The sequence below is a fragment of the Paenibacillus sp. NN59 genome (assembly GCF_057597225.1).
The window spans coordinates 6,157,681-6,183,889 of the sequence record NZ_CP199678.1 but is presented as its reverse complement, the minus strand read 5'-3'; the positions used below and the strand labels follow the sequence as shown (position 1 = coordinate 6,183,889).

The 26,209-nt window shown below is 44.5% G+C and carries 24 protein-coding genes; 22 read left to right on the top strand and 2 right to left on the bottom strand.

Translation table 11 applies throughout. The features are described from left to right. The first annotated feature begins 123 nt into the window (after positions 1 to 123). The 20 genes from ACT89M_RS26905 to ACT89M_RS26810 all read left to right on the top strand — a co-directional run bounded on the left by ACT89M_RS26905 (position 124) and on the right by ACT89M_RS26810 (position 22,706). The gene (locus ACT89M_RS26905) at positions 124 to 1,233 is read left to right on the top strand and encodes a TolB family protein (protein ID WP_308722626.1); all 1,110 of its coding nucleotides are present in this window, start codon (positions 124 to 126) and stop codon (positions 1,231 to 1,233) included. 255 nt (positions 1,234 to 1,488) lie between these two features. Then, positions 1,489 to 2,376 carry an oxygen-dependent tRNA uridine(34) hydroxylase TrhO gene (gene trhO, locus ACT89M_RS26900; RefSeq protein WP_090921769.1) on the top strand — a complete coding sequence of 296 codons (888 nt, stop codon included), beginning with the start codon at positions 1,489 to 1,491 and terminating at the stop codon, positions 2,374 to 2,376. Positions 2,377 to 2,397: 21 nt separating this feature from the next. Next, on the top strand, positions 2,398 to 3,036 hold the full coding sequence (locus ACT89M_RS26895) for a helix-turn-helix transcriptional regulator (protein WP_145333640.1): 639 nt from the start codon (positions 2,398 to 2,400) through the stop codon (positions 3,034 to 3,036). Between the two features lie 241 nt (positions 3,037 to 3,277). Further along, complete coding sequence (locus tag ACT89M_RS26890) at positions 3,278 to 4,336, top strand: fibronectin type III domain-containing protein (RefSeq protein WP_487344938.1); 1,059 nt, start codon at positions 3,278 to 3,280, stop codon at positions 4,334 to 4,336. Between the two features lie 20 nt (positions 4,337 to 4,356). Continuing rightward, positions 4,357 to 9,171 (top strand): RHS repeat domain-containing protein, encoded by a 4,815-nt coding sequence (locus ACT89M_RS26885; RefSeq protein ID WP_487344937.1) that lies wholly within the window; start codon positions 4,357 to 4,359, stop codon positions 9,169 to 9,171. A 5-nt stretch (positions 9,172 to 9,176) separates the two neighbouring features. Next, positions 9,177 to 9,497: a hypothetical protein gene (locus ACT89M_RS26880; protein ID WP_308722629.1), complete on the top strand. Its 321-nt coding sequence runs from the start codon at positions 9,177 to 9,179 to the stop codon at positions 9,495 to 9,497. Between the two features lie 286 nt (positions 9,498 to 9,783). Beyond that, on the top strand, positions 9,784 to 10,335 hold the full coding sequence (locus tag ACT89M_RS26875) for a hypothetical protein (protein ID WP_308722630.1): 552 nt from the start codon (positions 9,784 to 9,786) through the stop codon (positions 10,333 to 10,335). A 95-nt stretch (positions 10,336 to 10,430) separates the two neighbouring features. Beyond that, positions 10,431 to 10,712: a hypothetical protein gene (locus tag ACT89M_RS26870; protein WP_222592210.1), complete on the top strand. Its 282-nt coding sequence runs from the start codon at positions 10,431 to 10,433 to the stop codon at positions 10,710 to 10,712. Positions 10,713 to 10,853: 141 nt separating this feature from the next. After that, the gene (locus ACT89M_RS26865) at positions 10,854 to 11,336 is read left to right on the top strand and encodes a WapI family immunity protein (RefSeq protein WP_487344936.1); all 483 of its coding nucleotides are present in this window, start codon (positions 10,854 to 10,856) and stop codon (positions 11,334 to 11,336) included. Between the two features lie 141 nt (positions 11,337 to 11,477). Next, positions 11,478 to 11,735: an RHS repeat-associated core domain-containing protein gene (locus tag ACT89M_RS26860; RefSeq protein WP_487344935.1), complete on the top strand. Its 258-nt coding sequence runs from the start codon at positions 11,478 to 11,480 to the stop codon at positions 11,733 to 11,735. A gap of 371 nt (positions 11,736 to 12,106) precedes the next feature. Further along, a complete protein-coding gene (locus ACT89M_RS26855; RefSeq protein ID WP_487344934.1) occupies positions 12,107 to 12,349 on the top strand; it encodes a hypothetical protein in 243 nt (80 codons plus the stop codon). A 242-nt stretch (positions 12,350 to 12,591) separates the two neighbouring features. Continuing rightward, positions 12,592 to 12,831 carry a hypothetical protein gene (locus tag ACT89M_RS26850; protein WP_487344933.1) on the top strand — a complete coding sequence of 80 codons (240 nt, stop codon included), beginning with the start codon at positions 12,592 to 12,594 and terminating at the stop codon, positions 12,829 to 12,831. A gap of 113 nt (positions 12,832 to 12,944) precedes the next feature. Continuing rightward, the gene (locus tag ACT89M_RS26845; RefSeq protein WP_487344932.1) at positions 12,945 to 13,271 is read left to right on the top strand and encodes a hypothetical protein; all 327 of its coding nucleotides are present in this window, start codon (positions 12,945 to 12,947) and stop codon (positions 13,269 to 13,271) included. Between the two features lie 159 nt (positions 13,272 to 13,430). Next, complete coding sequence (locus tag ACT89M_RS26840) at positions 13,431 to 13,862, top strand: hypothetical protein (RefSeq protein WP_464678895.1); 432 nt, start codon at positions 13,431 to 13,433, stop codon at positions 13,860 to 13,862. Between the two features lie 682 nt (positions 13,863 to 14,544). Further along, positions 14,545 to 16,563 carry a methyl-accepting chemotaxis protein gene (locus tag ACT89M_RS26835; protein ID WP_487344931.1) on the top strand — a complete coding sequence of 673 codons (2,019 nt, stop codon included), beginning with the start codon at positions 14,545 to 14,547 and terminating at the stop codon, positions 16,561 to 16,563. A gap of 370 nt (positions 16,564 to 16,933) precedes the next feature. Beyond that, a complete protein-coding gene (locus ACT89M_RS26830; RefSeq protein ID WP_487344930.1) occupies positions 16,934 to 17,983 on the top strand; it encodes an ABC transporter substrate-binding protein in 1,050 nt (349 codons plus the stop codon). Positions 17,984 to 18,173: 190 nt separating this feature from the next. After that, positions 18,174 to 19,034, top strand: coding sequence for an ABC transporter permease (locus ACT89M_RS26825; RefSeq protein WP_373323238.1), 861 nt, complete (start codon positions 18,174 to 18,176; stop codon positions 19,032 to 19,034). Position 19,035: 1 nt separating this feature from the next. Next, the gene (locus ACT89M_RS26820; RefSeq protein WP_090921652.1) at positions 19,036 to 19,830 is read left to right on the top strand and encodes an ABC transporter ATP-binding protein; all 795 of its coding nucleotides are present in this window, start codon (positions 19,036 to 19,038) and stop codon (positions 19,828 to 19,830) included. Between the two features lie 204 nt (positions 19,831 to 20,034). Continuing rightward, positions 20,035 to 21,213, top strand: coding sequence for a winged helix-turn-helix domain-containing protein (locus ACT89M_RS26815; RefSeq protein WP_487344929.1), 1,179 nt, complete (start codon positions 20,035 to 20,037; stop codon positions 21,211 to 21,213). 71 nt (positions 21,214 to 21,284) lie between these two features. Beyond that, positions 21,285 to 22,706 carry an MFS transporter gene (locus ACT89M_RS26810; RefSeq protein ID WP_487344928.1) on the top strand — a complete coding sequence of 474 codons (1,422 nt, stop codon included), beginning with the start codon at positions 21,285 to 21,287 and terminating at the stop codon, positions 22,704 to 22,706. A 113-nt stretch (positions 22,707 to 22,819) separates the two neighbouring features. On the opposite strand, the gene ACT89M_RS26805 is transcribed toward ACT89M_RS26810, so the two are convergent. Next, a complete protein-coding gene (locus ACT89M_RS26805) occupies positions 22,820 to 23,401 on the bottom strand; it encodes a hypothetical protein (protein WP_487344927.1) in 582 nt (193 codons plus the stop codon). 30 nt (positions 23,402 to 23,431) lie between these two features. After that, positions 23,432 to 23,965, bottom strand: coding sequence for a hypothetical protein (locus ACT89M_RS26800; RefSeq protein WP_487344926.1), 534 nt, complete (start codon positions 23,963 to 23,965; stop codon positions 23,432 to 23,434). Positions 23,966 to 24,231: 266 nt separating this feature from the next. Between ACT89M_RS26800 and ACT89M_RS26795 the strand changes: the two genes are divergently transcribed. Next, complete coding sequence (locus ACT89M_RS26795) at positions 24,232 to 24,702, top strand: DUF6385 domain-containing protein (RefSeq protein ID WP_487344925.1); 471 nt, start codon at positions 24,232 to 24,234, stop codon at positions 24,700 to 24,702. Positions 24,703 to 24,741: 39 nt separating this feature from the next. Continuing rightward, positions 24,742 to 26,187 carry a DUF6385 domain-containing protein gene (locus ACT89M_RS26790; protein WP_253499363.1) on the top strand — a complete coding sequence of 482 codons (1,446 nt, stop codon included), beginning with the start codon at positions 24,742 to 24,744 and terminating at the stop codon, positions 26,185 to 26,187. Positions 26,188 to 26,209 lie beyond the last annotated feature (22 nt).

Here is a 26,209-nt window from a genome sequence, read left to right as displayed (position 1 = left end):
AAATAATTTTAGTTCAATTTATATAGATACAAGTTTACAAGTTGGAAACAAGTCTGAATAACTTTGGAAGTATGCCGGCTTTATGATAGGTGTATAGCATAAGTAACCGAGGGGGATCACGACATGATGATATGGATGAAAGTCACGTTTGGAGCGCTGGGGGCAGCTGCGTTATTGATCACTGTTGCCTGTGGAAGCACCACAGAGCCGTCTGGCAATACACAAGGTGCAAAAACAGGCACAGACATTACGGTCAAAGATAACACGAACACGTCCGTTTACCAGAATTTCAAACTTGAGAAAATAGATAAACTGCCTAATATGCGCGGAATCGCTTGGTTGAGCGAGAGTTCGATTGTGACAGATAAAGAAAACACGTCCATGAAACCTGTTAGTGTAGAGGGAGAGGAACGTTATCCGCACAACCTGTACATGGTTGATCTGACGAAAGGCACAGATACACCGCTTATAGAGAGCGAGGTTAACCTGGGAGCACCGCAGGTATCGCCGGATGGACAGCATCTGTTCTACTGGCAGACGGAGGAAACGACAGGCTGGCCTTTCATTCTGAACCTGAAGAGCGGAGAAGCGGTTGCTGCGGGTGAAGAGGATGGATTTGTTCAGGAAGGTGCCTGGCTCGATAATGAACATGTTGTTTTTTCCAATATGAAAGGAGATCTGATCTCGGCTGCACTGGACGGCACCACTAAAGTATTGGTAGAGACAGGTAACTTTAACGTGCGTAGCATCAAGGTGTCGGGCAACATGATCTATTACATTACCGGAGAAGACGGTCAACTGAACACCTATGATACGAAGACGGGCGAAGCCAAACAGGTGCTCAAAAGCGTGGAGTGGGTCATCCCATCGAACGACGGAACGAGGCTTGCGATTGTAAAAAGAACAGCGGATACCAAACGGGCGCTGGTGCTCACCGATCTGGAAGGCAATGAGAAGGCCACACTCGCCAGAGGCACACAGATTTTTGGCACAAGCTGGTCGGGTGACGACTCCAAGATCGCGTACACGATTAATTCCGATAAGGATAACGAAAAAGGATTGTTTGTTTCCAACACCGAATCTGCAGAGCAATTCCAGATTTCCGCAGAGATGGACAATGTCTCTGATTCGTTAGCCTGGAGCCCGCAGGGGAATAAAATTTTGCTATCTCAATCGGTGATGGAGAATGAGAAGTATCACTTTGTGACCTCGGTCATTACGATTTCGGAATAGTTGCCCAATCAAAGGATAGTGGCGGCATGGAAGGCGTGTTCCATATCTTTCATGCCTTTCTATACATTTATATTGACTAAGTCCTTGCGCTTCCGATAAACTAGTATGCAGGAATATAAAGTCGAATGGTTAGACAGCAGTTCGAGACGATGTTTCGGGCGGCTGTTTCTTTTCTTTTTCTGCAAGTCAGGGTGCAATGTAGGTGGCTCGCCGGAGGAACCGGCCAACAACATGGAAGAGGAACAGGTGATATACATGTGTAACAGCGCGTATCGCGTGCTTTTATATTATAAGTTCGTGAAGATCGAAGACCCCGAGACGTTTACGCAGGAGCATCTGCAATACTGCAAGGACCTAGGGGTGAAAGGCCGTATTCTGATTGCTTCCGAAGGCATCAACGGCACAGTATCAGGAACGCCAGAGCAGACAGAGCAATATATGAAGGACATGCATGCCAATCCGCTGTTCAAGGATATGGTGTTTAAGATTGATGATGTGGAAGAGCATGCGTTCAAAAAAATCTTTGTGCGTCACAAAGCAGAACTGGTGACTTTCCGCGTAGACGATGAACTTGATCCGAATGAGATTAGCGGTAAACGCCTCTCACCGAAGGAATTCCACGAGCATTTGCAACGGGATGACGTTATCGTCATTGATGGACGCAATGATTATGAGTATGAAATCGGTCATTTCCGCGGCGCTATCCGCCCGGATGTCGAATCATTCCGTGAATTCCCCGAGTGGATTCGCGAGAATCTCGGTGATATGAAGGACAAAACAATCATTACGTACTGCACAGGCGGTATCCGCTGTGAGAAGCTGACAGGGTTTATGATCAAAGAAGGTTTCCAGGATGTTGCCCAACTGGAAGGCGGAATTGTAACTTACGGGAAAGACCCTGAGGTGCAGGGGCGCCTGTTTGATGGAAAATGTTATGTATTTGACGAGCGGATTTCCGTACCGATCAACCGTACCGATGAGGATATTGTTATCGCCAGCTGTTATCACTGTGGTACGACACATGACCGATATATTAATTGTCCGACCTGCAACCTGCAGCATGTCTGCTGTGAGGATTGCGAAGAGACGCATAACCGCTTTTGCTCGGATGCTTGCCGGGAGGCAGCGCCCGTACAGGCATAAGCAGGAGAGCAGGTGCTGAACATGAAGCGTGAAGAAGAACGTACAACGCGTGAACGGATTCTGTTCATGCTGAAGCAGCAAGGAACGATGACGGCTCGTGAAATCACGGCGGAGCTAGGGCTGACCGGAATGGCGATTCGTCGCCATCTGACAGCACTGGAGCAGGAAGGATGGATCGAGGTGCGTGAGGCTCGTGCAACAGCAGGGCGTCCCTCCTCGGTATATCATCTGACGGATCGCGGAGATAATTATTTCCCGAAGTCGTACTCTTCTCTAACGCTGGAACTGCTTGATGAACTGTCTGATACGGCAGGCAGTGGAGTCGTGGATGCCCTTTTCGAAGGTCGCCGTGACAAGTTGCTTCGCAGTGGCTTGCCGCAGATGGAGGGGCATGACCTTGCCGGACGAGTCGAGGAACTGGCACGAATCCAGAATGCCAACGGGTATATGGCTGATGCATCTATCGAAGAGGATGGTACGTATGTCATCACCGAACTGAACTGCCCAATCGTGCAGGTTGCGAGTGTGTACAAGCAGGCTTGTCGTTGTGAGCTGGAGCTATTTCGATCCCTATTGCAAGCGGACGTCGAGCGCACTGAATGTTATGCTGATGGCGGCAAGAAGTGCAAGTACCAGATTCGTGAGGTATCGGGGAAGTAATGGGATAGAAAATGGTTTTTTATAATGAATATAGTTTATTTGGATATATAAATAGTAAAAGATTGAGAGATGGTTTCGATATTTTATCGAGACGATCTCTTTTTTGTTGTTGAAAAATGACGTATAAACGTTATTTTTGGAACAAATTTACCGTTTTTGATGGAAATTTTTATAGAAATAGTCTCTTATATTGAATATAATGTTGTTTAAGTTCTTATTTTGGAAAATTTGGAGGGGGATTATGAGAGGGGTATCTAGAAAAGTAAGTATTGTTGTTGTCACAGCTGCGGGAGTATTGGCTCTGATGATTGGGACAAATTTCATAGCTAAAGGTGCAGAGGGTGATAACATCAACGTGGAAACTAACCAAAATAATTCATCTAACAATGGTGATTATTTGCCAGGTGAGTCTTCTACAACGCTTTCTACACCGGAAGAGTTGGAGGTCGAATCAGTAACAGGCAGATCTGTATCCTTGAAGTGGAAGCCGGTGGAGGGATTCACGCCAACAGTTACTTATGAAGTTTATGAGTCTGGCAATCTGGTCGCTGAAACGAAGACTCCATTCCATTATGCCGAGGATCTTGTCGCTGGAAGAAAATACGAGTTTGGCATCCGTGCGAGACAGGGAGATCGGGTATCTGAACCCACGAAAACATCCCAAGTGACTACATATGGAGAAATACTGCGGAATGGGAACTTTCTTGAGTTGGAAGAGGACATGAGCGGGGTTAAGTTTTGGCATACGGATCAAGACTTGGCGAAAAGCTCTTTAAAAAGAATTAACTCATCCGTTGCAGGAGAGTCTGATATTCTGAGCATACACCTTAGTGACTCCAAGCGGGGCAAGACGGTACTTCTTTCTCAAGATGCGCGTGTCGAAGGAAAGCAATTCTACATAGGGTCTGGAAAGGCTCGGGTCGACTCTGCAACTTATACCGGGAAAGTGAATTGGGAGCTTCAATTTCTAGACGATTCTGGTGATGTGTTGATGGAATCTGAATGGACAGACCGGGTGACAGGAGAGACTCCCGAAGGTACAGCTGCTGTTCGTGTGCGGCTTGTTATGGAAGAAAAGCGGGATGAAGAACCGATGACAATTTACGTTGAACCAGTAAGTGTATCTATTGAACCAGAGATACAAGAAACTGCTAAGCTGAACTTCCAAACGGCCAGTCCGGTAACATATCGATATCAGTATGATGTGAACGGACGTCTTACGCTTGTTGAAATGGATCAAGACGTCATTCAATACCACTATGATGCCAAGGGGAACCTGATCGAAAAAATAAAAAAATAATAATATGACGAGGAGAACATATGAAGAAATCTCTCAGATTGAAAAAGTGTATAGGTGTAATCGTAGCACTTGTGATGATGGTTTCAATGTTTACAGGTACCCTGCAGCCTTTGGGAATTCCTGTAGCCGTAGCTGAACCTCATTCTGGTGTGGAAGATAGCTCTTTCCCAGCAGACTTTGAGTCTGCAATTCCTTCGGAAGATCTGATAACGATTAGTTCCGTTGCGGAGTTATTTGAGGTGGAGAGTGACTGGATTGTATCGGAAATGGGGAAAGGATTCAGTCTAAGCGACATCTACCAGGGTTTGGAAGCGAAGCGTGCCGGAGGCAACTATCAAGAATTTATGGATAAGAAGTATCCTGATCGAAAGCTTACTCCGTATGAAATTCATGAGCAGGAAATGGCATTATTAGAGCAACAATTAAACAAAGATCAGAAAAAACAAATGCAACAGAATTCGCTCTCACCTTCTTCTTCAATGATGGCAGCCCAATCAAGAGGATATGATGAGGTAGCCATTCAGCGGGCCAAATTAAAATATGATCAAGCCCCATATAGCATTGGTGATTCAACGGGCGGTATATCCATGACGGACTCCTCACTCACCTTACGAGTAACTGACCTGGTCTTGCCTGGCTCAAACGGATTGGACTTTGCTCTTACCCGTGTGTACAACAGTACGGCAGGCAAGGACGACATCTATTTTGCCGAAGGTGAGGGCGGGATTTACGGGAATCAGAAACGAATATCTATAGATGATGAACGTTTTCTATTGGGTAAAGGCTGGTCCTGGGATATTTCATATTACAATGTTAGTGAGAACCGTCTTCATATTGCAGGATTAGGCTCGTTTATGCGCTCGGATCGAACGGGTAACGGACTTGAAGGAATGCCGTATCCGTATATCGGATTCGCAGAAACTTCACCTCCACCTGGAGGTAACACAGAGATCCGGTATGTTCTAGAAAATTTTGAAGAGGACACTCGTCAATATTTTGATGGATTTGGTAACCTTGTTGAGATTCGCGACGGAGTGGGGAATCGGATTGTTTTGACCTATAGCTATATGGGGAGATATGGCTATCCGGTCCTTCAGACGGTCATGACGGTTACGGCAGACGACCAGCATCGTAATTATCTGACTTTGGATTATCAGGATAGCAGCAATACGGTGCGTGCTTCTATTGGAAATCGCTCTGTGACGTACAAGAAAACGAAGCTACCTTATACAACGAATGGCACGAACAGAGATGTGTTAAGCGAGGTTATTGATCCGCTGGGACGAGCAACCAAATATACGTATACCCAGTACTCGCGGCTTCCCTTCAATTTATTTGAATCTTATAAAGACTTTACAGGTACGTTGCGTATGCTCTATTGGGGATGGCAAGATTGGGTTTTCTTGTCCGCCATTGAACATCCAAATAAGGCTATTACGCAATACAGTACAGGCATGTATCAGATCTACACTGGAAAGTATGCAGTGGAGACCATAGTTACCTATTCCGGCATGACCCATTCATACAGTTCGCCTACAGCTTCTGAATCCAGAACAAAGACCTCATTTGTAGATACTTCATACTATAACAAGAATTCATACGGCCAAGACGTTACGTACAATGCTTTCGGGGTTGAAGGTGCTCTAGAAACAAAATATACATTCAAACGAAAATATTGGGGTGACAATTCACCTGATACGTACTACTTGCTGAGTAAAGCCATAAAGCCAGCAGATAGCTCTGCTGCCGAGAAGGTCAGTACGTACACCTATGATGAGTCCAAACGGTTCCCGACACCCATTACGTTGAATGAATACAGTTTTGGTGAATCGGGGCTACTGATCGGGAAACCAACAAGACAGACGCTGGATTCGTTCGGACTGGTATCATCCATAACGGATGCAAATGGTGCAACGACGACGATTACCAACGATGTTGTTTCCATCAACAACCGTATTGCACCAACCCGAATCGTACAGCCGCTTAATGCGAATGACAGCTTGATTACAACATATACCTATGATCTGAACAAAGGGTACCTACTGACAAAGGTCTCTAAGAATAAAGCAGGGGTTCTTCTTGAACAGATCAATTATGAATATGATGTGAATGGAAATCCGATTAAAGTAACCATTAAAGGAAATGGAAAAGATACGGTTGTTCGGCAAACATTCAGTCCATCGTCCAAAACCTTTTTTCTAACAGGTCAGTCGGTTCAAGTTACGGATCATACTGGACAATCACATATTCAAACTGTACAGGCGGTCTACGATCCACTTAGTGGCGTACAGCAATCATATACAGATGGGAATATGAACACCACCTCGTTCACTTATGATGCACTTGGACGTATGACGTCAGAGAAGTATCCGGATGGAACGCAGACTAAGGTAACATATAATGATGCGTTGAATCAGGTAACCGTAACTGACCCTACCGGTGTCATGAGTAGTAAAATCTATTCACCTATCGGAGAGTTAAACTCAGAAGTGAATGTTCGGGGTTCGACGTTATATCGCTATGATTCGTATGGAAGATTAATAAGAAAGCTCGACTATAACAACGGCAGTGTCTCCTATCAATATGACCCTTGGAGCCGGGTGTCCTTAGAGGTATTTGGCATAGGGGCGAATCGATATCAATATGATGATGTGAACCGGGTAAAATCCATTACAGATGGAGCAGGTAATACGGTTAGAGAGAGCTATGATCTTTTTGACAGACTCACCAGTAAAGAAGAGGTAAAAGCATCAGGCAACGTGACTTTGATGAAATTGGCCTATGATTTTGCAGGGAACCTGATCTCCTCCACGGATGCCAATCAGAACAGCACGACGTATACCTATGACGCATTGAATCGATTGTTATCCGTTAAGGACTCGCTTGGACAAACGACGAGTTATGCATACAACCTGTCGGGCCACATGACTTCGTTGCAATATGCCGATGGTCAGCGGATGGTATACGAGCATGATGAGTTAGGCCGATTGATCAAACAGACTGATCCGCTAGGCCAACAGGAGTGGTTTACGTATGACAACGCAGATCAACTGACAGTGTACCGGGATCGTATGGGACAAGAGCAGACGTATGTGTATAACAATCGAGGTTTTGAAGTCCAACACATAACCTCAGATGAGACAGTAACATATGCTTACGATGCCGCAGGAAGACGAACAGCGATGACCGACGGGACTGGAACGACAGGTTACGCCTATGATGCCAATGGCGATCTTGCTACATTGACGTATCCCGATGGGTCCGCCTTGACTTACGCTTATGAAGAACGAGGTTTGCGGACGAGTCAACAATTTGGCTCAGGCAACTACCAGTTAGGTGTAGAGCAGAGTTACCTTGTTCCGTTGCCACAGGTATCCAGTCTAAAAGTGAAGGGCACGGGCAATACCGAACTAGGCTCGTATACGTACAGTTACCGGAGTAACAAGAGCTTGTCTCAGTTCAAAACAAGTAACGGATTGCAACAGAATTACACCTATAGCGGGTTTGATATGACGGGGCTTACGCAGACTCGGAGTGGAAATGTATTTGGTAACTACGGGTACAGTTTCGATAACAATCGAAATATCGTATCCAAGACCGACAATGCAGAGGCTTCCCTTTATACCTACGATGCACTGAATCGATTGAAGTCCTCGAGTGTATTTAACGAGAGTTATACGTATGATGCGCGTAGCAATCGTAAAGAAATGACAAGTGAACGTCAACCGGATCTGGGTCAGGCCAAGTACAGATATGACGGGCGGAATCGTCTGATCGAAGTCGACACAGAGAAAGGCAAGGTACAGTATCGCTATAACGGTGACGGCCTATTGTATGAGAGAACAGGTCAAGGAGGAGCAACAACCCGATACTACTATGACGATCGTCAATTGCTGGTGGCAGAAGGCACAGTAGGATCAAACAACCACGTGTCCATCACAGCAGGTTACGTGTATGACGCTAGCGGGGAACTTCAAGCACGGCATGTTCCTGGGGATAGCGGTCTGCAAACCTATTGGAAGAACGGACACGGCGATGTGACCGAGCTGAGAAATGCCGCAGGTGACATACTGAACCGGTACACCTACGATGTGTGGGGCAATCCGCGAGTGGTAGAAGAGCATACGCCGAATGTGCTCCGCTATGCGGGAGAATACTGGGATGAAGAAACAGGGCTGCAATATCTGCGATCCCGCTGGTATGACCCGAATCTAGGACGTTTTATCAACGAAGATACCTATGAAGGAGATAAAGCAGAACCGAGTAGCCTGAATCTGTACACATATGTGGAAAATAACCCGTTGATCTACACCGATCCTAGCGGAGAGGCCAAACGAGGAGAGAAAAACGCCTTGGAAGGCTTGGGCTCAGGAAGTGGCAGCGCCAGTGGCAGTGCCGGAATGGGCCGATCCTCTGGAGGCGGCCTCGGCGGAGGCGGCGGTGGAGCAAAGGGTGGCAGCGCGGGTAGTAAGCCGTCAGTTAAGGGGACGGGAAACGGTGTGCAGTCTACCAAACCTACTAGTAATGCTCTAGTTAAAGATACTGGTAGTATTTCTAAGAACACTGCAAACCTGAGAAAATGGGCGAAAGCAAAAGGATGGGTTAAACAAAATACTTCAGGAGGTGTCGAACAATGGGGCATAAAAGGTAAGGATGGAGTATTTAGTTGGAGGCTGAAGATTAAGCCTGAAGCAAGTACAAGAGAAGGTTTACAAGCAGGGAGTAATCAACCTCGTTTTGATGCAAGATTAGATGATAAGGGAACATATATCAATCCTTTTACTGGTGAAATAGGTGGGCGAGGTATAGGTACACATATTCCCCTTGGGAGCTGATAAATATGAAAAAGAAGATTCTAATGGAAATTTTGTTAGATCCTAACACAAGTGATGCTGAAAAAGATGATGCAGTAATTGACCTGGGAATCAATTTTCAAGATGATGAAACAATTGATTTTCTAATTAATGTATCAAACGATAATCGCTATGATGAAATGATAGTGGCAAGTTGTGGTGAGTCTTTAGCACACATTTGGATTAGGAACAAACAAATTGACTATAAAAAGTTATTAGATCTAAAGGGTGTTGCATTAGCTGAAGCAATCTCAATGATTCAAGCCCAACGCCCTGATTGGTATAAAAAATATTCAGAAATGCACTAAATTTAGGTGTGAGAAAGCCCTGAAGGTTCATTTTTGGGGCTTTTTTTAGCAATGTTTATGATGGGCAGAGAGTGTTATTAAAACACCTAGGTCGTACAGAATCATTAATAATACTAATGGGCCAACGATATTTGGTCTCTCTAAAGATCCAGGTTGGGGGCATATCTTGAACAGGTTGTAGGTACTGTCTGGTTACTACATTCCAGTACCTGCTCCATGATAATGAAATTGGTTCTTGGATTTGCTAATCAACAATTTAATGAATCTCCGTTGTGAGAGGTTGTAGATGATGAATAACAAAAGGAAAAGTAAAAAGCTGTGGTCAGAAGTACTAGAGCTATTTTCAGAATTTGAGAAAATAGATATGATCAGTTTCTTATACGAATTAATTAACATAGTAAGAATTAATTCTGAGTATATCAATCAAACTTTAAATACAGGGAAAAGTGATAATGGTTACACATTTTCAGGAAACGAAGTTTTTTTCTTTGGATTTATTGCTACACTGAATCCTGAAATGTATGTTATAGGTTCGTCAGGGGATGATTTCAGGTCGATTGTTAAAAGCTACATTGACCGAGAACCTAAGACGGAATTTGAGGTTTTACGAAGGATATCAAACTTGGTGAGAGACATCATAACATTTACATCAGCAGAGGAATGTCCGCAATGTAAAAGTGACCATCTTCGTGTCTTTACTGAAGTCAATAGTGAAAAATTGTATAGACACTGCGAGACCTGTTTTTTCGTTGATACGGATGATGGAGAGATTCAAGCTCAAAATAAATTTATTCCTGCTAATATCACTTTGCTCAAGAGGGCGGGTTATTTAAATTAATAAGTTTCCTCGATACTTAGAGCCTATCGGCTGGCATCAATCATTCATCGTTATGATATGCAAGGGAATACAATTAAATAGAAGGAGATAATATTGTGGAACTACAGAAGAAAATAGATGCTTTAATTCAAAACTTGGAGTTTGAGAGAGTTCATTTAAATGGTATTCCACTGTTAAAGTATAATAACTCTTATTACAAAATAAGTTATATTGAGGGTCTCAATTCCTATGTTATTGAATTTGCAAAAAGTTATGATGAGGCAGCTAAAAATATGTTTGAGGACGGGGATGTATATCCTTTGTCACTGGGTGAAGATAAATTAATTAATGAAATGCATCATGATCTGATAAAGTATTATCTTAATAAATTAAACTGATACATTTAATAAAATATTTGGTCCAACAAAGATGCTTAAAATTGAATTTAGAAACCTTGACTGGCTTTGAGCCTCTCAAGGTTTCCTTGTTGAATAACCAAGGTGGCTTTAGTTCTCTACCACAAGATTAGAGGTGTGAAAATGGCTAATTTAGAAAATGAGGAAAGAAATATTTCTCTATCAATAGATTTAATAAACAATCAATATCTTGATGGTGACTTACAAAGGGAAGATTACGAGAATTGGATACCCTTTATACTTTCCTTGAATTTAGAAAATGAAAATTATAATTACTCTGAAGCAAGTGGAGCTATTTTAACTATTTACGAGATCGAACGTTTATTAATTTCAATTGAAGAAATGATCGAGAAGAAAAAAAATAATCATGTAATTGAAAAATACGAGTTTTCTAGTTCAGAATGTTACTTTGATTTGATTTTTTTTGATACATTTGAAGTCAATTTAATTTATGTAGAGGTTTGGATTAATATTGGTTCATATACTGAGGGAGAGACATTTGGTTACGATAAGGGGTTTAGGTTTGTAGTTGATCTAAACAGTTTAGGAAACTTTAAGAATAAGATTAATAGCCAATTGAATTTGTTAAGAGCTATTAAAAATTAAGATTAAAGAAGTGCCCTTTCATTGAAGTGGCACTTCAAATATAGGTTAAATCGACGAGGTTGAAACTATAATTATGATTCTAAATACTATGACGATCGTCAATTGCTGGTGGCAGAAGGCACAGTAGGATCAAACAACCACGTGTCCATCACAGCAGGTTACGTGTACGACGCTAGCGGTGAACTTCAAGCACGGCATGTTCCTGGGGATAGCGGTCTACAAACCTATTGGAAGAACGGACACGGCGATGTGACAGAGCTGAAAAATGCCGCAGGTGACACACTGAACCGGTACACCTACGATGTGTGGGGCAATCCACGAGTGGTAGAAGAGCAAACGCCGAATGTGCTCCGCTATGCGGGAGGATACTGGGATGAGGAAACAGGGCATTATCCATAAAGGAGTTGGGAGTCTTGAATACAGATGAACTCTTAAATTGGGTCTCTATAAACAATATTGTTGAACGTGTTACCAAGGCATTTTGGTCATACATTGGAAATTATAAAGTGGAAGAGCCAGATGAATATAAAATATCATTCGGAGATATTGATTTAAAACATCTAGAAATAACGACGATCCAGTTCATTTTGTATCTGTTTTTATAGAAGGAAAATATGAAGAAGAAGAAATATGTGTTTATGAATCACTATTCTCGTTGGATGGAGATGAGTTGGATGATTATTTACGATTTACAGGTTAGATGTGATCAGGGTCGAGTTGAAATTTGGACAAGTAAAGGTGTTGTCTCTAAATAAGAAAAGAGGATGAACATGGCAAGAATGACGTGTAAGTGCGGTGAGATATTATCAAATGTTCTTGTACCCAATAATGTACAATTAAGAGTTTATACTGATAAGGAGTGGGATGATATTATTCAATTAGATTCAATAGATCCTTTAGCAATTCCATTTCCTAAGTATGATGTCTGGCGTTGTGAAAAGTGTGAGAGAATTTATGTGTGTGATTGGGAGTATGGCAAAGTTATTAAGACTTTCATTATAGAAGAGGATTAAAATTTAATAATTCTGAACGAGCTGGCAGGAACTCTATCTTGTCAGCTTCTTTCTACAATAAGGGGGTTAAACAAGGTGCTGAAACAATAATATCAGATGCAGGATCATCCGGATTGATAGTTAAAGATGCTAAACAAATCATTTATCGTGTTTCTGGAACATATTTTAATAAAGCTATCCCATGAAAAGTTAAAATTTGGACAAGCGATGGAGTTATTATGTACCCATAAAGGAGAATAGAGATGGCTAGATTCCAATGTAAATGTGGATTGAATTTATCAAATTCAAAAGCGCCTAATGATGTTGAGTTGATAGTATATACTGATAAGGAATGGGATGAAATTATAAACTTGGGAAATTTGATCGACCCCGTAACAATACCATTTCCTAGATATGACGTGTGGAGATGTTCACAGTGTGAGAGGATTTATGTATTCGATGAGAATATTGTGATAAAAACATATGTGTTAGAGAGTCAATAAAATAGATATTACATATGTTACTTCGCAGTAATAGCTTGTAATGCCAGAGCACAAGAACACATTATATTTTTCTAAGCACTATATGTATATTTCCTTGGGAGCAGCTGATAGGTATGAATAAGAAGACTCTAATGGAAATCTTGTTAGATCCTAACACAAGTGATGCAGTGAAAGATGATGCAGTAATTGACTTGGGAATTAATTTTCAAGATGATGAAACAATTGATTTTCTAATTAATGTATCAAACGATAATTGCTATGATGAAATGATAGTGGCAAGTTGTGGTGAGTCTTTAGCACAGATTTGGATTAGGAACAAACAAATTGACTATAGAAAATTATTAGATCTAAAGGGTGTTGCATTAACTGAAGCAATCTCATTGATTCAAGCACAACGTCCTGACTGGTATAAAAAATTTTCGGAAATGCACCAAATTTAGGTGTGAGAAAGCCCTGAAGGTTCCCCTTTGGGGCTTTTTTAGCAATGTTTGTGAGGGGGTGGAGAGTGTTATTAACACTCCTGGGGTCGTACAAAATCGTTAATAATGCTAATGGGCCAACGAGATTCGGTTTTAGATTAAAAGAGGGAGAGGAAATGTATGTCTATTTCAATATCTATTGAAATATCCTTAACAGAGAAAATTTCAGGGATGACTATCCTTAATGAATTAGAAAAGTATGGTTGGACGTACAATGATCATGGGAATGTTGCTTTTTTGCCTATTGGTGACAATGATAATTATGATTGGCAACGAACCTCCATCTCTAAAGAAAAATTGTTAGGTATTCTTAGTGAAAAGGAGAAAAGTGGGGAATTAATTGGAGTTGTTATGACTTGGGAAGATACAAATATTGGAGGAACCTTTTTAATTCGTAATAATGGTACTTTTTTAATGAGCCCTGATATTAATAGAAGATTCATTGATATAGAGGGCTACAATAAAGTAACTGATTTAAATTGGTACATGACCAAATTGCTTCCCATATTTAGTTCGTTATTGGAATCATTTTCTTACCAGGAACACGTATAAGGTGTGAAGAAAGCTTAGGGATAGGATGCTAGGGCACTAGTAGCAATTGTCAGGGGTAATATGGCTAGGGGAGAATCAAAAGTTTAAAGAGATATTTTCAGACTATGTGAGGTGGTAAAATGGATGTAATAAAATATGAAGAAATTGCTAGTGTGACCTTGTTTGAATTGCAATTATCAGAAGGCGAATTAATGGTGTATGAAAGTTGTATTGAATTTGTATTAGAAATTTCCCTGAGGAGAAACTTTATGAATTAACGGGGTGTGAAAACAGGGAAGAATTATCTTCTTATCAATTGGATTTAAAGAATTTACTTCAAAAGATTAATAAGGACTACTTACCAAATAAATATCAAAGATAATCTTGTTCAGTTTTAATTCAGACAATTTTTAATATTACCTTTCTCTTTTTAAGGAGACCTCAGATTGTTTCGAATGTCGAAGCAGTCTTTTTTTTTATCTAAAAAAACATTTGTACGTAATTTTTATACACGTTTATTCGCTCTGATATGAATAAACACACCCATATCTCATTATGAACATATGTGAGTTAAATTACTTGTTATATGAATTCTGATCCAAATTTTTTTTAAGAAGCGGTATTTTTCGGATTAAAAACACTCGTGATTATACCGATATATATCATATAAAAATTATAGCTTCTAAAAAAAAGGGGATAGGTCATGGCTCGGAAAAAATCAGGTTTTCTTCGTTCAATACTCACATTTTGTTCATTAAGGCAAACGGCAGGACAAATCATGCTGTCTTCACTGATCATCGTTATTGTCTGTGTTGCGGTCCTTTCAGTTACCTTCTATGTTCCTACATCGAATCAGGTCAAAAGTTATTCAACGAAACAGCTCGTATTGGATACGAAATTGCTGGCCAAAGAAATGGATATCAAAATGAAAGAGCAACAAACTATCGTTAGAATGATTGCCGAGCAAGGTGCATCAATTGGAGACAATAAAGAGCAACAGATGCAATTTCTCTCCAGTTTAAAAGAACAACATCCGGAGTTTACTACGGTTCTCTATTCACCGGATGTAACAGGACAGTCTGCGATGGACGCGACAGGTAAAGAATATGACTTATCGAGCCGGCCTTATGTAAAAGAAATTCAGGCGGGTCGTCCGTATGTCTCTGAACCGTTGATTTCTGTAGTAGATAATAAACTTGGCGTTGCCATTGGGTCGCCGATTATGAAAGATGGTCAACCGGTTGGTTTCTATACAGCTGGATATCAGATTAATGAATTGGTCGAAGATGTAATTGCATTTAAGCACGGCAACACGGGACAAGCAGTGTTGACTACAGCGAGTGGAATCTTTATCTATTCTCCAGATGAGACGAAGATTATGAATAGTAATATTACGGATATGGGTAACACCCATATGAATGAAGCATTTGCTGAAGCGGTAAAAGGCAATTATCTTGCATTTGATTTTCAAATAGATGGTGTTAAAAGATTGGGATACATGACTCAAACAGAACTGAACTGGCTTGTTGTTACATATATGGATGAGAGTGAATTTTCAAAACCGGTTAATGATCTGCTCGTACTTGTACTAACTGTAGGAATCATCATCGTTGCGGCAGCATTGTTACTCAGTATTTTAATCGCGACAAAAATTGTAAAGCCCATTCGTCAACTCACACACGGGATTGATCTACTGGCACAAGGCGATCTGACGTATCGCATTCCTGTAAAAGGGAAAACGGATATTAGCGCAGCTCTGCATTCATTTAATAGATCCAGTGAGCAACTACATCAGTTGATGACGAATGTTTCGGATCTCTCCGGACAATTAACCGATTCTGCCAAACAGTTAGCCGTAGGTGCTGAGCAAGGTTCCAATGCATCACAGAGCATTACGGAGGCTATTATGGTGGTTGCTGAGGGCTCGGAGCGTCAAACGTCGAGCGTACAAGATGGTAGCGATGTAGCGGAAAATATTGCGATGCAGATTAATGGCGTCGCAGAACATAGCTCTAATGTATCCACCGTTGCTTCGGAAGCGAATGTACTCGCAACGGATGGATCTACAGCGATGCATGATCTGGGTAGGAAGATGGATGAGATGGAGTATGGCATTCGTGAGTTGTCCGGTACGATCCAGAACCTCAGCAGTTTGTCCACCTCTATCGGTGAGGTTGTAGGTGTAATCAGCAACATCGCCCGGCAAACGAATATCCTCTCTCTGAATGCGGCAATTGAAGCATCACGTTCTGGTGAGGCTGGCCGGGGATTTGCCGTCGTGGCCGATGAAGTTCGTAATCTTGCCGGACAGTCGATTGCATCCGCAGAGCAGATTGCTGGATTTATTGGGCGCATTCAGGTGGAGATTGAGCGTACACTTCGTGCTTCAGAACAGACCGTTGAGCAGGCTGCTCAAGGCAAACAGGCGGGCGAAGTGGCAAGTGAGCTGTTTACGAATATTCGCTCGTCCGTGGAACAGGTCGCTGACAGTATCCGTAGTGTGACAGCGGCGGCAGAGGAGATTGTCTCTGGAACGGGAAGCCTGGTGGGCTCTATTCGCCTCATTGCTGATTCGGCTAGCGAGACAGCAGCAGAGACTGAAAATGTCTCCGCAGCGGCACAGCAACAAATGGCTTCTATGGAGGAAGTCGCTTCCTCATCAGCGGAACTTGCTAATATGTCAGAGCAACTGCGGTCACAGATTGAGAAATTTAAATTGTAGATGGAGATAACGTATTAGATCGATGCTTATGGATTAAAGTAGATATAAAAAATGAGGCAACCCATTATTTGGGGTTGTCTTTTTTTGATAATGTAAAGTTTTCTATCACGAATCTGAGTGAAACAAAAATGGAAGCGGTTCAACCATTGACGGAAGCCGGGATGCCCTTTAATATTAGGAAAACAATAAAAGAGCAACACGGCATGGACTTCAGTCGCATGCCAAAAGTCTAGATTTGTCTGCTTTTGTCGATCAAAGCAACAATGCGTTGAAGCGTTTGTTTTGTTCCGCTCTATCGTACCTGAGGGGATACAAGATGGAGTGTAACCGGAAGACCACATTTTTAACATTTGGAGAGGGGTTCTTACAGATGAAAAAGAAGTTTTGGATGTCATTGATGATGGCTGCTTCGATGATCGTAGCGGCAGGTTGCGGAAATAACAGTGGTGCAGGCTCGGAGTCCAAAGGTTCAGACAGCACAACAGGGGGCGGAAGCGCAGAGAAATCCTACCAGATTTCCATCTCCCAGATTGTGGAACATCCCTCGCTGGATGCTACACGTGAAGGTTTCATCGCTGCTCTGAAGGATGCCGGCATTGAAGAGAACAAAAACCTCAAGATTGATTATAACAATGCGCAAGGGGATTCCACGAACAACTTGTCTATTGCCCAGAAAATTGCCGGTGATTCCAAAAACGACCTCGTGCTCGGGATTGCGACGCCATCTGCATTAGCTCTTGCGCAACAAGTGAAGGACAAGCCACTCTTGTTTGCCGCTGTGACGGACCCGTTGGGTGCGAAACTCGTGAGTGATATGGACAAACCGGGCGGCAACGTAACCGGTGCGTCGGATACGAATCCAGAGGCAATCGTGCAATTGGCTGATTTTATTGCTAAAAATCTGCCAGATGTAAAAACAGTAGGACTCGTCATTAATGAAGGTGAGCCGAATGCAGTTGTTATGGCAAATAATGCAGAGAAGGCTTTGGCAACACATAACATCAAGCTGGTTAAAGCGCCAGTAACCAATACATCGGAAGTCAAACAAGCGACAGACTCGCTGGTTGGTAAAGTCGACGCATTTTACATTACACTCGACAACTCTGTTGTAAGTGCTGTAGATACGATCATTCAGACGGCAAATAGCAACAAAATTCCGTTCTTCTCCAGTGATCGGGATACGGTAGAGAAGGGTGCTTTTGCAACCGTAGGATTTAAATATTATGACCACGGCTACCAAGTCGGTGAGATGGCTGCGGACATCTTGAAAAATGGAACCAAACCGGGCGATATGAAGGTGACTGTTCCGGACAAGCTGGATCTGATCCTGAACCTGAAGGCAGCTGAAGCTCAAGGCATCACGGTAACGGATGAGATGAAGGCCGAAGTGAAAGATCAGGCAAACAATATTATCCAATAAGAACCAATGGCCGGATTCATTTATTGATTAGCTGAAAGGTTGACATTACTTCGGCAGACGGAGGCGAGGCGAACGAGCAGGTGGGTTCGCCTCATTCTTTTCCGGTAGAGATAGACAGGGAGGAAGCAGTGTGAGTATAAGTTGGAATTCCATTGAAGGGGCCATTGAACTGGGACTGTTATATGCACTGATGGCACTTGGTGTGTATATAACGTTTCGCATTCTGGATTTCCCCGATCTTACCGTAGACGGAAGTTTTACTACAGGAGGCGCTATTGCGGCGGTCATGATCTCCAATGATTACTCCCCTTGGCTGGCCTGCTTGGCAGCTATGGCTGGCGGCATGATCGCTGGAGCCCTAACGGGTCTGCTGCATACGAAAGGCAAAATTAACGGACTACTGTCCGGGATTCTGATGATGATTGCCCTGTATTCGATCAACATGCGTATTCTTGGCGCACCGAATAAATCGATTATGGGCGTGGAAACGCCATTTTCAGGCGAACATGTCATGATCATTATCATTATTGTTGTGCTGGTATTTAAAATCATGCTTGATCTGTTCATGAAAACAGATATCGGACTCGCGCTTCGCGCTACAGGGGATAACAAACGCATGATTCGCAGCTTTGGTGCGAATACGGATGTAACGACCATTATTGGTGTCAGTCTGTCTAATGGACTGGTGGCTTTGTCTGGTGCGTTTATTGCTCAACAATCGGGGTTCGCCGATATTACAATGGGTATTGGCATGATCGTCATTGGTCTGGCCTCCGTCATTATTGGCGAAGCAATCCTGGGTGCCAGAACGGTGTTCTGGGCGACGCTGGCAGCTGTCGTTGGTTCCATTATCTATCGTATTGTGGTTGCACTTGCCTTGCAGGTAGATTGGTTCGAAACGTCCGATCTTAAGCTGATCACTGCCGTTATCGTGATTATCGCACTCGTTTTCCCGACGATGCAGCGTTCCATGAAACAGCGTAGCCTCGCTCGCAAACGGACCGAAGAGCTGATGCGTTCTGGCGGCCAACAGGCAAAGGGGGGCATGTAGCATGTTAGAGATTACACAAGTCACCAAACTGTTCAACCCGGGCACAACGGATGAGAAAACAGCTCTGGTTGGTGTGAATCTGATTATGAATCCGGGTGATTTTGTAACGGTTATTGGCAGTAACGGCGCCGGGAAATCAACCTTGATGAACATTATCTCAGGTGTGATGAAACCAGATATGGGCGACGTGCTCATCAACGACCGTTCAATCAGAAACTTGCCGGAGCATAAACGTAGCAGTTGGATCGGTCGTGTCTTTCAGGACCCCATGGCTGGAACCGCCCCGCATATGTCCATTGAAGAGAATATGGCAATGGCGTACAAACGCGGCAAGGGACGCGGACTTGGTTTTGGTGTGACCCGTGCGAGACGTGAAATCTTTAACGCGCAGCTGGAGAAACTGGGAATCGGGCTGGAGAAACGCCCGAATGCGAAGGTGGGTCTTTTGTCGGGCGGTGAGCGCCAGGCGCTCAGCTTGTTGATGGCAACCTTCACTCAGCCGCAGATTCTGCTGTTGGATGAACACACAGCTGCGCTTGACCCATCTCGCGCAGAGCTGATTACCGAACTGACAGAGACCCTTGTCCGCGAGATGAGACTTACCACGTTGATGGTAACGCACAATATGGAACAGGCCATTCGTCTAGGCAACCGCCTGATTATGATGGACAAAGGACGAATCATCCTCGATGTCAGTGAAGAGCGTAAGCGCACACTTACGGTGCCGGAACTGCTCGGTGAATTCGAGCGGATCAGCGGCAAAAAAATGGCGGATGACCGCGTGGTATTGGGATAAGGTTGAATTCATGTGAAGTCACATCCACAACTATCGCTTGAGAAACAGGGCCCTTTGCGTTATCGCAAGGGGCTTTTTTATGGTATCTTGAAGAGGTGTGAGTTGGAAAATACTTGAGAGATACATAGATACATTAGAAAAAAGATAAAGTAGATTGCTGATCTGCGTATGGCATATATGAGGGCACACAAGGGAGGAACGAGAATGTCTCTTCAATTTGATGAGGGAACCTATACGGTATCTCAGCAAATGGATTCGATTCGCTTGCTGGGGAAGGAGTTTGCGCTTTTGCATTTTCTGTACGAAAACAAAGATAAGGCCTTCACACGTAGTCAACTGCTGGATCGAGTATGGCCGCTAGAATATCCGGTGGAGCGCACCGTAGATGATCACATCTATCGTCTCCGTAAGAAGTTGAAGCGCTGGGATGAAGTCAGTCTGGATACGGTTCGTGGTTATGGATATCGGCTTGCTTTACGGGAGAATAAATCGATGTTGCCTTCTAATCCTTCGGTTCATGATCCAGAGATGCAGGAAGTGATTCATGGACTGCTTCGCAAATATCATCTGTTCGGTCAGGGAAATTCAATCCAGATGCTGGTTCACCAGCAGGAAGCACTTGGCTTGAAGATTTCACCGTACTACCAATTGTATATGCATTTTATCCAGGGAGACCTGGAGTGGCTGACGAGCACAGATGACTTCCCTTTGGAAGAGCGCTTGTACTGGCTATTGATCTATGTGCATGCTCTCATTAAGCCAGCCGATAGTTTGGAATTGTACAGGCTAGCGATCCAATCACCTGTGTTGCCCGCCGAGTATCGTCAGGAACTGCGCATTCTGAATATTATTGATATCTACGCGGAGACGGGACAGTACCAGGAAGCCAAGAGGCTGCTGGAAGAGACATATCGGGTAATGGAAGCAGAACAGCTGACTTATTTCAAATTACCCGTAGGTCTTGCCGCGTTATCGGTTGAACTGTGGGGTGGGAGTGGAGAAGCTGCCGAGAGACAACTGGCTGTGCTGCGATCTGAATTAAAGGATGCTCCCTACCTGCGAGAAATTGGTCGTTTTCAGGTGATGGAGGGTTTATGGCTACTTCGACAGGGACGGGTGCGAGAGGCAGAACTACGAATGGATGACGGCCTGGATGTATTAAAAATGTCGCTCAATGCTCCGCTATATCTGAATTCAGCCTATCAGATCCTCCTGTATATAGATCACCATCGAACCCCGGGAAGACTTCGCAATAAATATCAGCAGATATATACAGAGATCGGTAAGTCGTATGGTGTTCCCGTATATGGGCAGCAGATCGTAAATACCATTATTAACTTTTTATCAACGGATTCCGCATCCTCTGATCTTCCTCTGACATAACGCCTCTATGATTACAGCCAAGGAGCAATCCATCTTACAAGTTGGTTGTAATCAAGGGAGGAAAATCAAGTATGAAGCAACAATCATCAAGGACGGAAGAACCCCACTTATCGAATGTAGAGAATCCATCTCGTCCAGTGAACTCAGCAAGAAACGACGTATTTCCTTCATCTACACCAGATAATTCATCTGGTGAATCTGCTACCAAAAGCTCAAAAAGCCTCTGGACTAATCTTAAGTTTGTGCGTCTGTTTATGGCTTACGCACTCGCTACCTTTGGCGATTGGTTCGATGCGCTCGCGATTCAAATCATGGTGGCTTACCGATGGGGAGCCGATCCGTTGATTATCGCGCTGATCCCTGTCTGTATGGCTGTACCGGGTATCTTATTTGGGTCGGTAGCTGGTGCTCTCGCTGATCGGCTGCATAAAGTGAGAATTATGATTCTCTGTGATGGCATTACCATTGCGCTAACGGTGGGCATTTTATTCGCACCAAGCCCAGCATGGCTGCTGCCACTTCTGGCTCTGCGTGCGATGATGAGTGTGTTTCACGTTCCTGCCCAGCAGGCATTGACACGACAGATCGTGGCAGAGGAGCAGCTGTTTCAAGCCTCGTCACTGAACGGGTTTGTGAATCAGTGTGCCAAGATAGCAGGCCCCCTTCTGGGTGCAGTTGTATTGGCCTTTTTCTCTCCACAAATCTGCATTCTGATCAATGCGAGTGCTCGGCTGTTATCTGGCGCTGTATTATGGCCTTTGCGACGTTTGGTAGAGAAGAAAGAAGCTGTAGTAACCGATGAGCATAACGAAGAGAATCAGAAGGAACCCGAGACTTTCTTCAAGCAGTGGCAACAGGGCTGGAAGTATTTACGCCACACCCACACAGTCAGGAATACCATCGTGTTTGGCTGTCTTGGCCTCATGTCTATTCTAATGGTCGAATATCAATTTACGACTCTGTTTCGGGAAATCAAGCCAGGTAATGAATCTATGCTCGGCTGGCTCGGTTCATCCGTAGGTGCGGGAGCAGTGTTTATCATTTTGCTGTTAAACCGATTGCCGAGATTAGGGTACGGGTGGGGGCTTGGCGGCGGCTACTTTCTCATTGGGGCCGGAATTGCGGGACTCGGCTGGGTTGGTCCGGATACGTCGACGACATGGATTATTATGTTGGGCCTGTGTACAGGTCTGGGGAATGGACTGTTTATGGTCACGATGAATTATTTGCTGCAAAAAGAGACCTCTCCTGACTATGTAGGACGTGTATTCGGCATTCAAAACTCGTTATACAGCGTTGTGCTGGTCGCTGCCCCACTGGCAGGCGGTGCGATTATCCGCTCGGCGGGACCAAGTCCGACTTTTCAAATGATCGGTCTGGCTACGCTTGCCATTGGTCTGACAGGCATCCTGTTCCAGCGTATGTTGTGGTCGCTTAACAGAAGATCCACTTTGAGTGAAAAGGTGGGATCTGCACAGCAAGGCGTCTCCTAAATTGCTTGTTTGGATCGTTCCATATCCTAACATACGAAATAGCCGCATTCGGCACTCATCCGAATGTGGCTATTTCTGTTCTTTGGCCTGCACAGAGGCACGGCTATAGATTATCACACTTCCCACCAAGTGAAATACGTTGTGGAGGCTAACAAGCCGGCAACAGTGAGTGATCCGGTTACGGACAGGTTTATGGCCTGACCAGGAGGGATCACGTATTTACCGAACTCGTTGGATTGAAATGGACCAACTTGCAGAGGCATGGACATTATAGCGGTAGCACCGGATGGGGCTGCTGTAGAAAATCGAACAAGAGCAACACTTGTGTTACTGCTGGACAGATTACTGTTTACGGCTGTAAGTGTACTTGGCGATGAGAGTGTACCGTTTGCGGTTAGGGTCAACGTGCCGCTGAACGAAGACAGCAGATTGAGCGCAACAGTAATTCCACCAGACAAACGGGAAACATACAATGTTTTGCCGCTTCCAGTTGGATTGGCGAGTTGCAAAGTGGCCGTTACGCTCCCTCCAAGCAAACCGAGTGTGGTGGAGTTAGTGGAACCTGCATTGTACAGGTTACCTGTGCTGCCCGCATTATTTTCAGGTGGGGCAACAATGCCAGGTGAGATATATGTGTTGGTATTGGAGGTGTAAACGGGTTGGTTCAAGGGATTAAATACATTATTGTTCGGCATGATTCGCTCCACCTTTACTCAAAATACAGGTTAGAATTCCCACCAAAATAGATTGATAGATCCCACCTGGCTTCCTGTTCCCAAGCTTATGGATAACGATTGACCCGGAGGCACAACAATAGATCCATTCAAATCGAGAGCATACAGACCTGCGGTGAGCGGAATGCTGAGCAGGCTGGTGAAGGTACCTCCAAGTGTCCCTGTATTCTGTCTTGTCGTTACGATACTGGTGTTGGCATTGCCTAGCAATGTATTGACGGGTACGGGGGTGCTGCCGACAGTGACGGTTCCGCCGGAATAGACCACAAGTGTGGCTGCTGCTGTTGTGCCTCCTGATAAGCTCGCAATGCGTATCGTTCTGCCGCTTCCGGCGGCATTTAGAATTTGTAGAAGGAGATTCTGGCTCGAAGGAATAGAGACATTGTTTGTGGTCAGGGCAAAAAAACTACCTGCAGCTGCGGCCCCGGTATCCGGAGTTGCTCCGATTCCCGGGGCCGCAAATGTGTTGGTCAGCTGTGTAAATAAAGGGCCATTGGACTGGTTGAACACATTCGTATTGGTCATCCCGCTTGACCTCCTCTGAACCATGGAATAGATGGAAGAAAGCCTATAGCCTGCGTTATCTCGCCTGTCCTCATTACTAGCATGATATGTAGAAGCAAGAGAAAGCGTTTGGGGATTATATCCGAATTCCCAAATAACGGCGGATGCCGTGCCCGTATTTTCCTTCCGGGCATACGATGCGTAAGCACATTTTTTAAGGGGAAATCGAGATGAGTCGAACAGCCAAGCGAAGCAGGAAGAGAACGAAACCCTCAGCCAAGCAGACAATGAAACCAAAAACTAAATATGTCAGCCGTCCCCCATCCCGTTGTTCTCGCCGCGCCAAACTGCTGAAGCCCCCTTGTTCCCGGATTACCCGTCCTAGGTTCAAACAGGGTGCTTTCTCACGCACGAAACTCCCTGGTGCTACTCACTGTTTTACAGAGCATACCTACACTGGAGCAGAGACAGGTCAAGGTGAACATGCCCTCCCGCCGCAGGATACCTCATCTTTGAGCATGTACAGTTATGGCGTGGTGAATCGCGGAAAACATCCAGCGATCGTTCAAGTTCAGGTCAGTCCGAATGCCGTAGATTATGCAGTGGATAGTCAGGAAGTCATTGAGGGGGGGCAGACGAAGGCGCTGGTTCCCTTGCGATTTCTACACTATACCCGGCTTGTGCTCCTGCCTGTAGATCCGGCTCAGCCTACTCGGCTTGATGTATATTTTCAGGCACAGCGTATGCTCGTAAGGTAGTTTAATTACCCAGATTGTCCAGGGAGGAGGACGAGGCTTATGCCTAACTTTACAACGTTTAATACGAATCCGGATAACTTGAGAACACTGATTTTTGGTCAGGATAGTACAGGTACGGCTCAGCCCGTCAGAACGGATACAAGCGGGAATGTGGTAGGTATCATTCTAGACGGGACGATCAGCAACATTTCAGGTCTGACCACGGTTACCATTAACGCGGGTACAATCACCAACATTCTGAACGGTACCATCACGAACGTACTCGGCGCGACGATTACAGCCGGAACAATCACCAGTGTGCTCGGAGCAACGGTGACTGCAGGGACCCTGACGAACTTGCTAAACGGTACCATCACGAGTGTCCTCGGTGCAACAATCACTGCCGGAACATTAACTAATCTGTTGAACGGTACAATTACCAGTGTGCTTGGAGCAACGATCACCGCAGGAACAATTAACAGCGTACTCGGTGCCACCATCACGGCTGGAACGCTGACCAACTTGCTGAATGGTACGATCACGAACGTGCTCGGCGCGACGATTACAGCTGGGACAATCACGAGTGTATTAGGAGCGACGGTGACGGCGGGGACCCTGACGAACTTGCTAAACGGTACGATAACCAATGTGCTTGGAGCAACGATCACGGCGGGAACCATCACGAGTGTATTAGGTGCTACGATTACCGCCGGAACGATAACCAGTGTGCTCGGAGCAACGTTGACGGCAGGTACCTTAACGAACCTGTTAAATGGTACGCTCACCAGTGTACTGGGCGCGACCATTACCGCAGGTACGTTAACGAACTTGTTGAACGGAACGATTACGAATGTACTCGGTGCGACGATTACAGCAGGTACAATTACGAGTGTGCTTGGAGCAACCATCACGGCCGGAACGATTACCGGTGTGCTTGGTGCTACCTTGACGGCCGGAACGCTGACGAACCTGTTAAACGGAACGATAACCAGCGTGCTCGGTGCCACTGTGACGGCTGGCACATTGACGAACTTGCTGAATGGTACCCTCACAAGTGTTCTCGGTGCCACGATCACAGCCGGAACGTTAACCAACTTGTTGAACGGGACCATTACCAGCGTGCTTGGCGCAACGATTACAGCTGGTACACTTAGCAGCGTAACCTCCATCTCGCAAAAAAGTTTTCAGGAGAACCAACTTGTCGGCACACCGACTGCTAACACATTCACACCGCTACCTGCTGTGACCACGAGTGTATTCGGCACATACTCCTTTTTCGTGTATAACAGGGGACCAGGTGTGAACAGGGTGGATGCCCAAGTGGAGATCAGTGCGAACGGAACCAACTGGTACACCGATGTGACTACGGTAACAGGGATTCTATCCGGTTCTGTAGATGTTCTGGTACCGCAACGTTTCCTGAAATACACACGTCTTTCTTATCGCTCAAGCTTGCTCGGTGCACCAAGCACGATTGACGTGTTCTTCAATGGACAAGGCACATAACCTGCTCTGCTGTCATATAGGT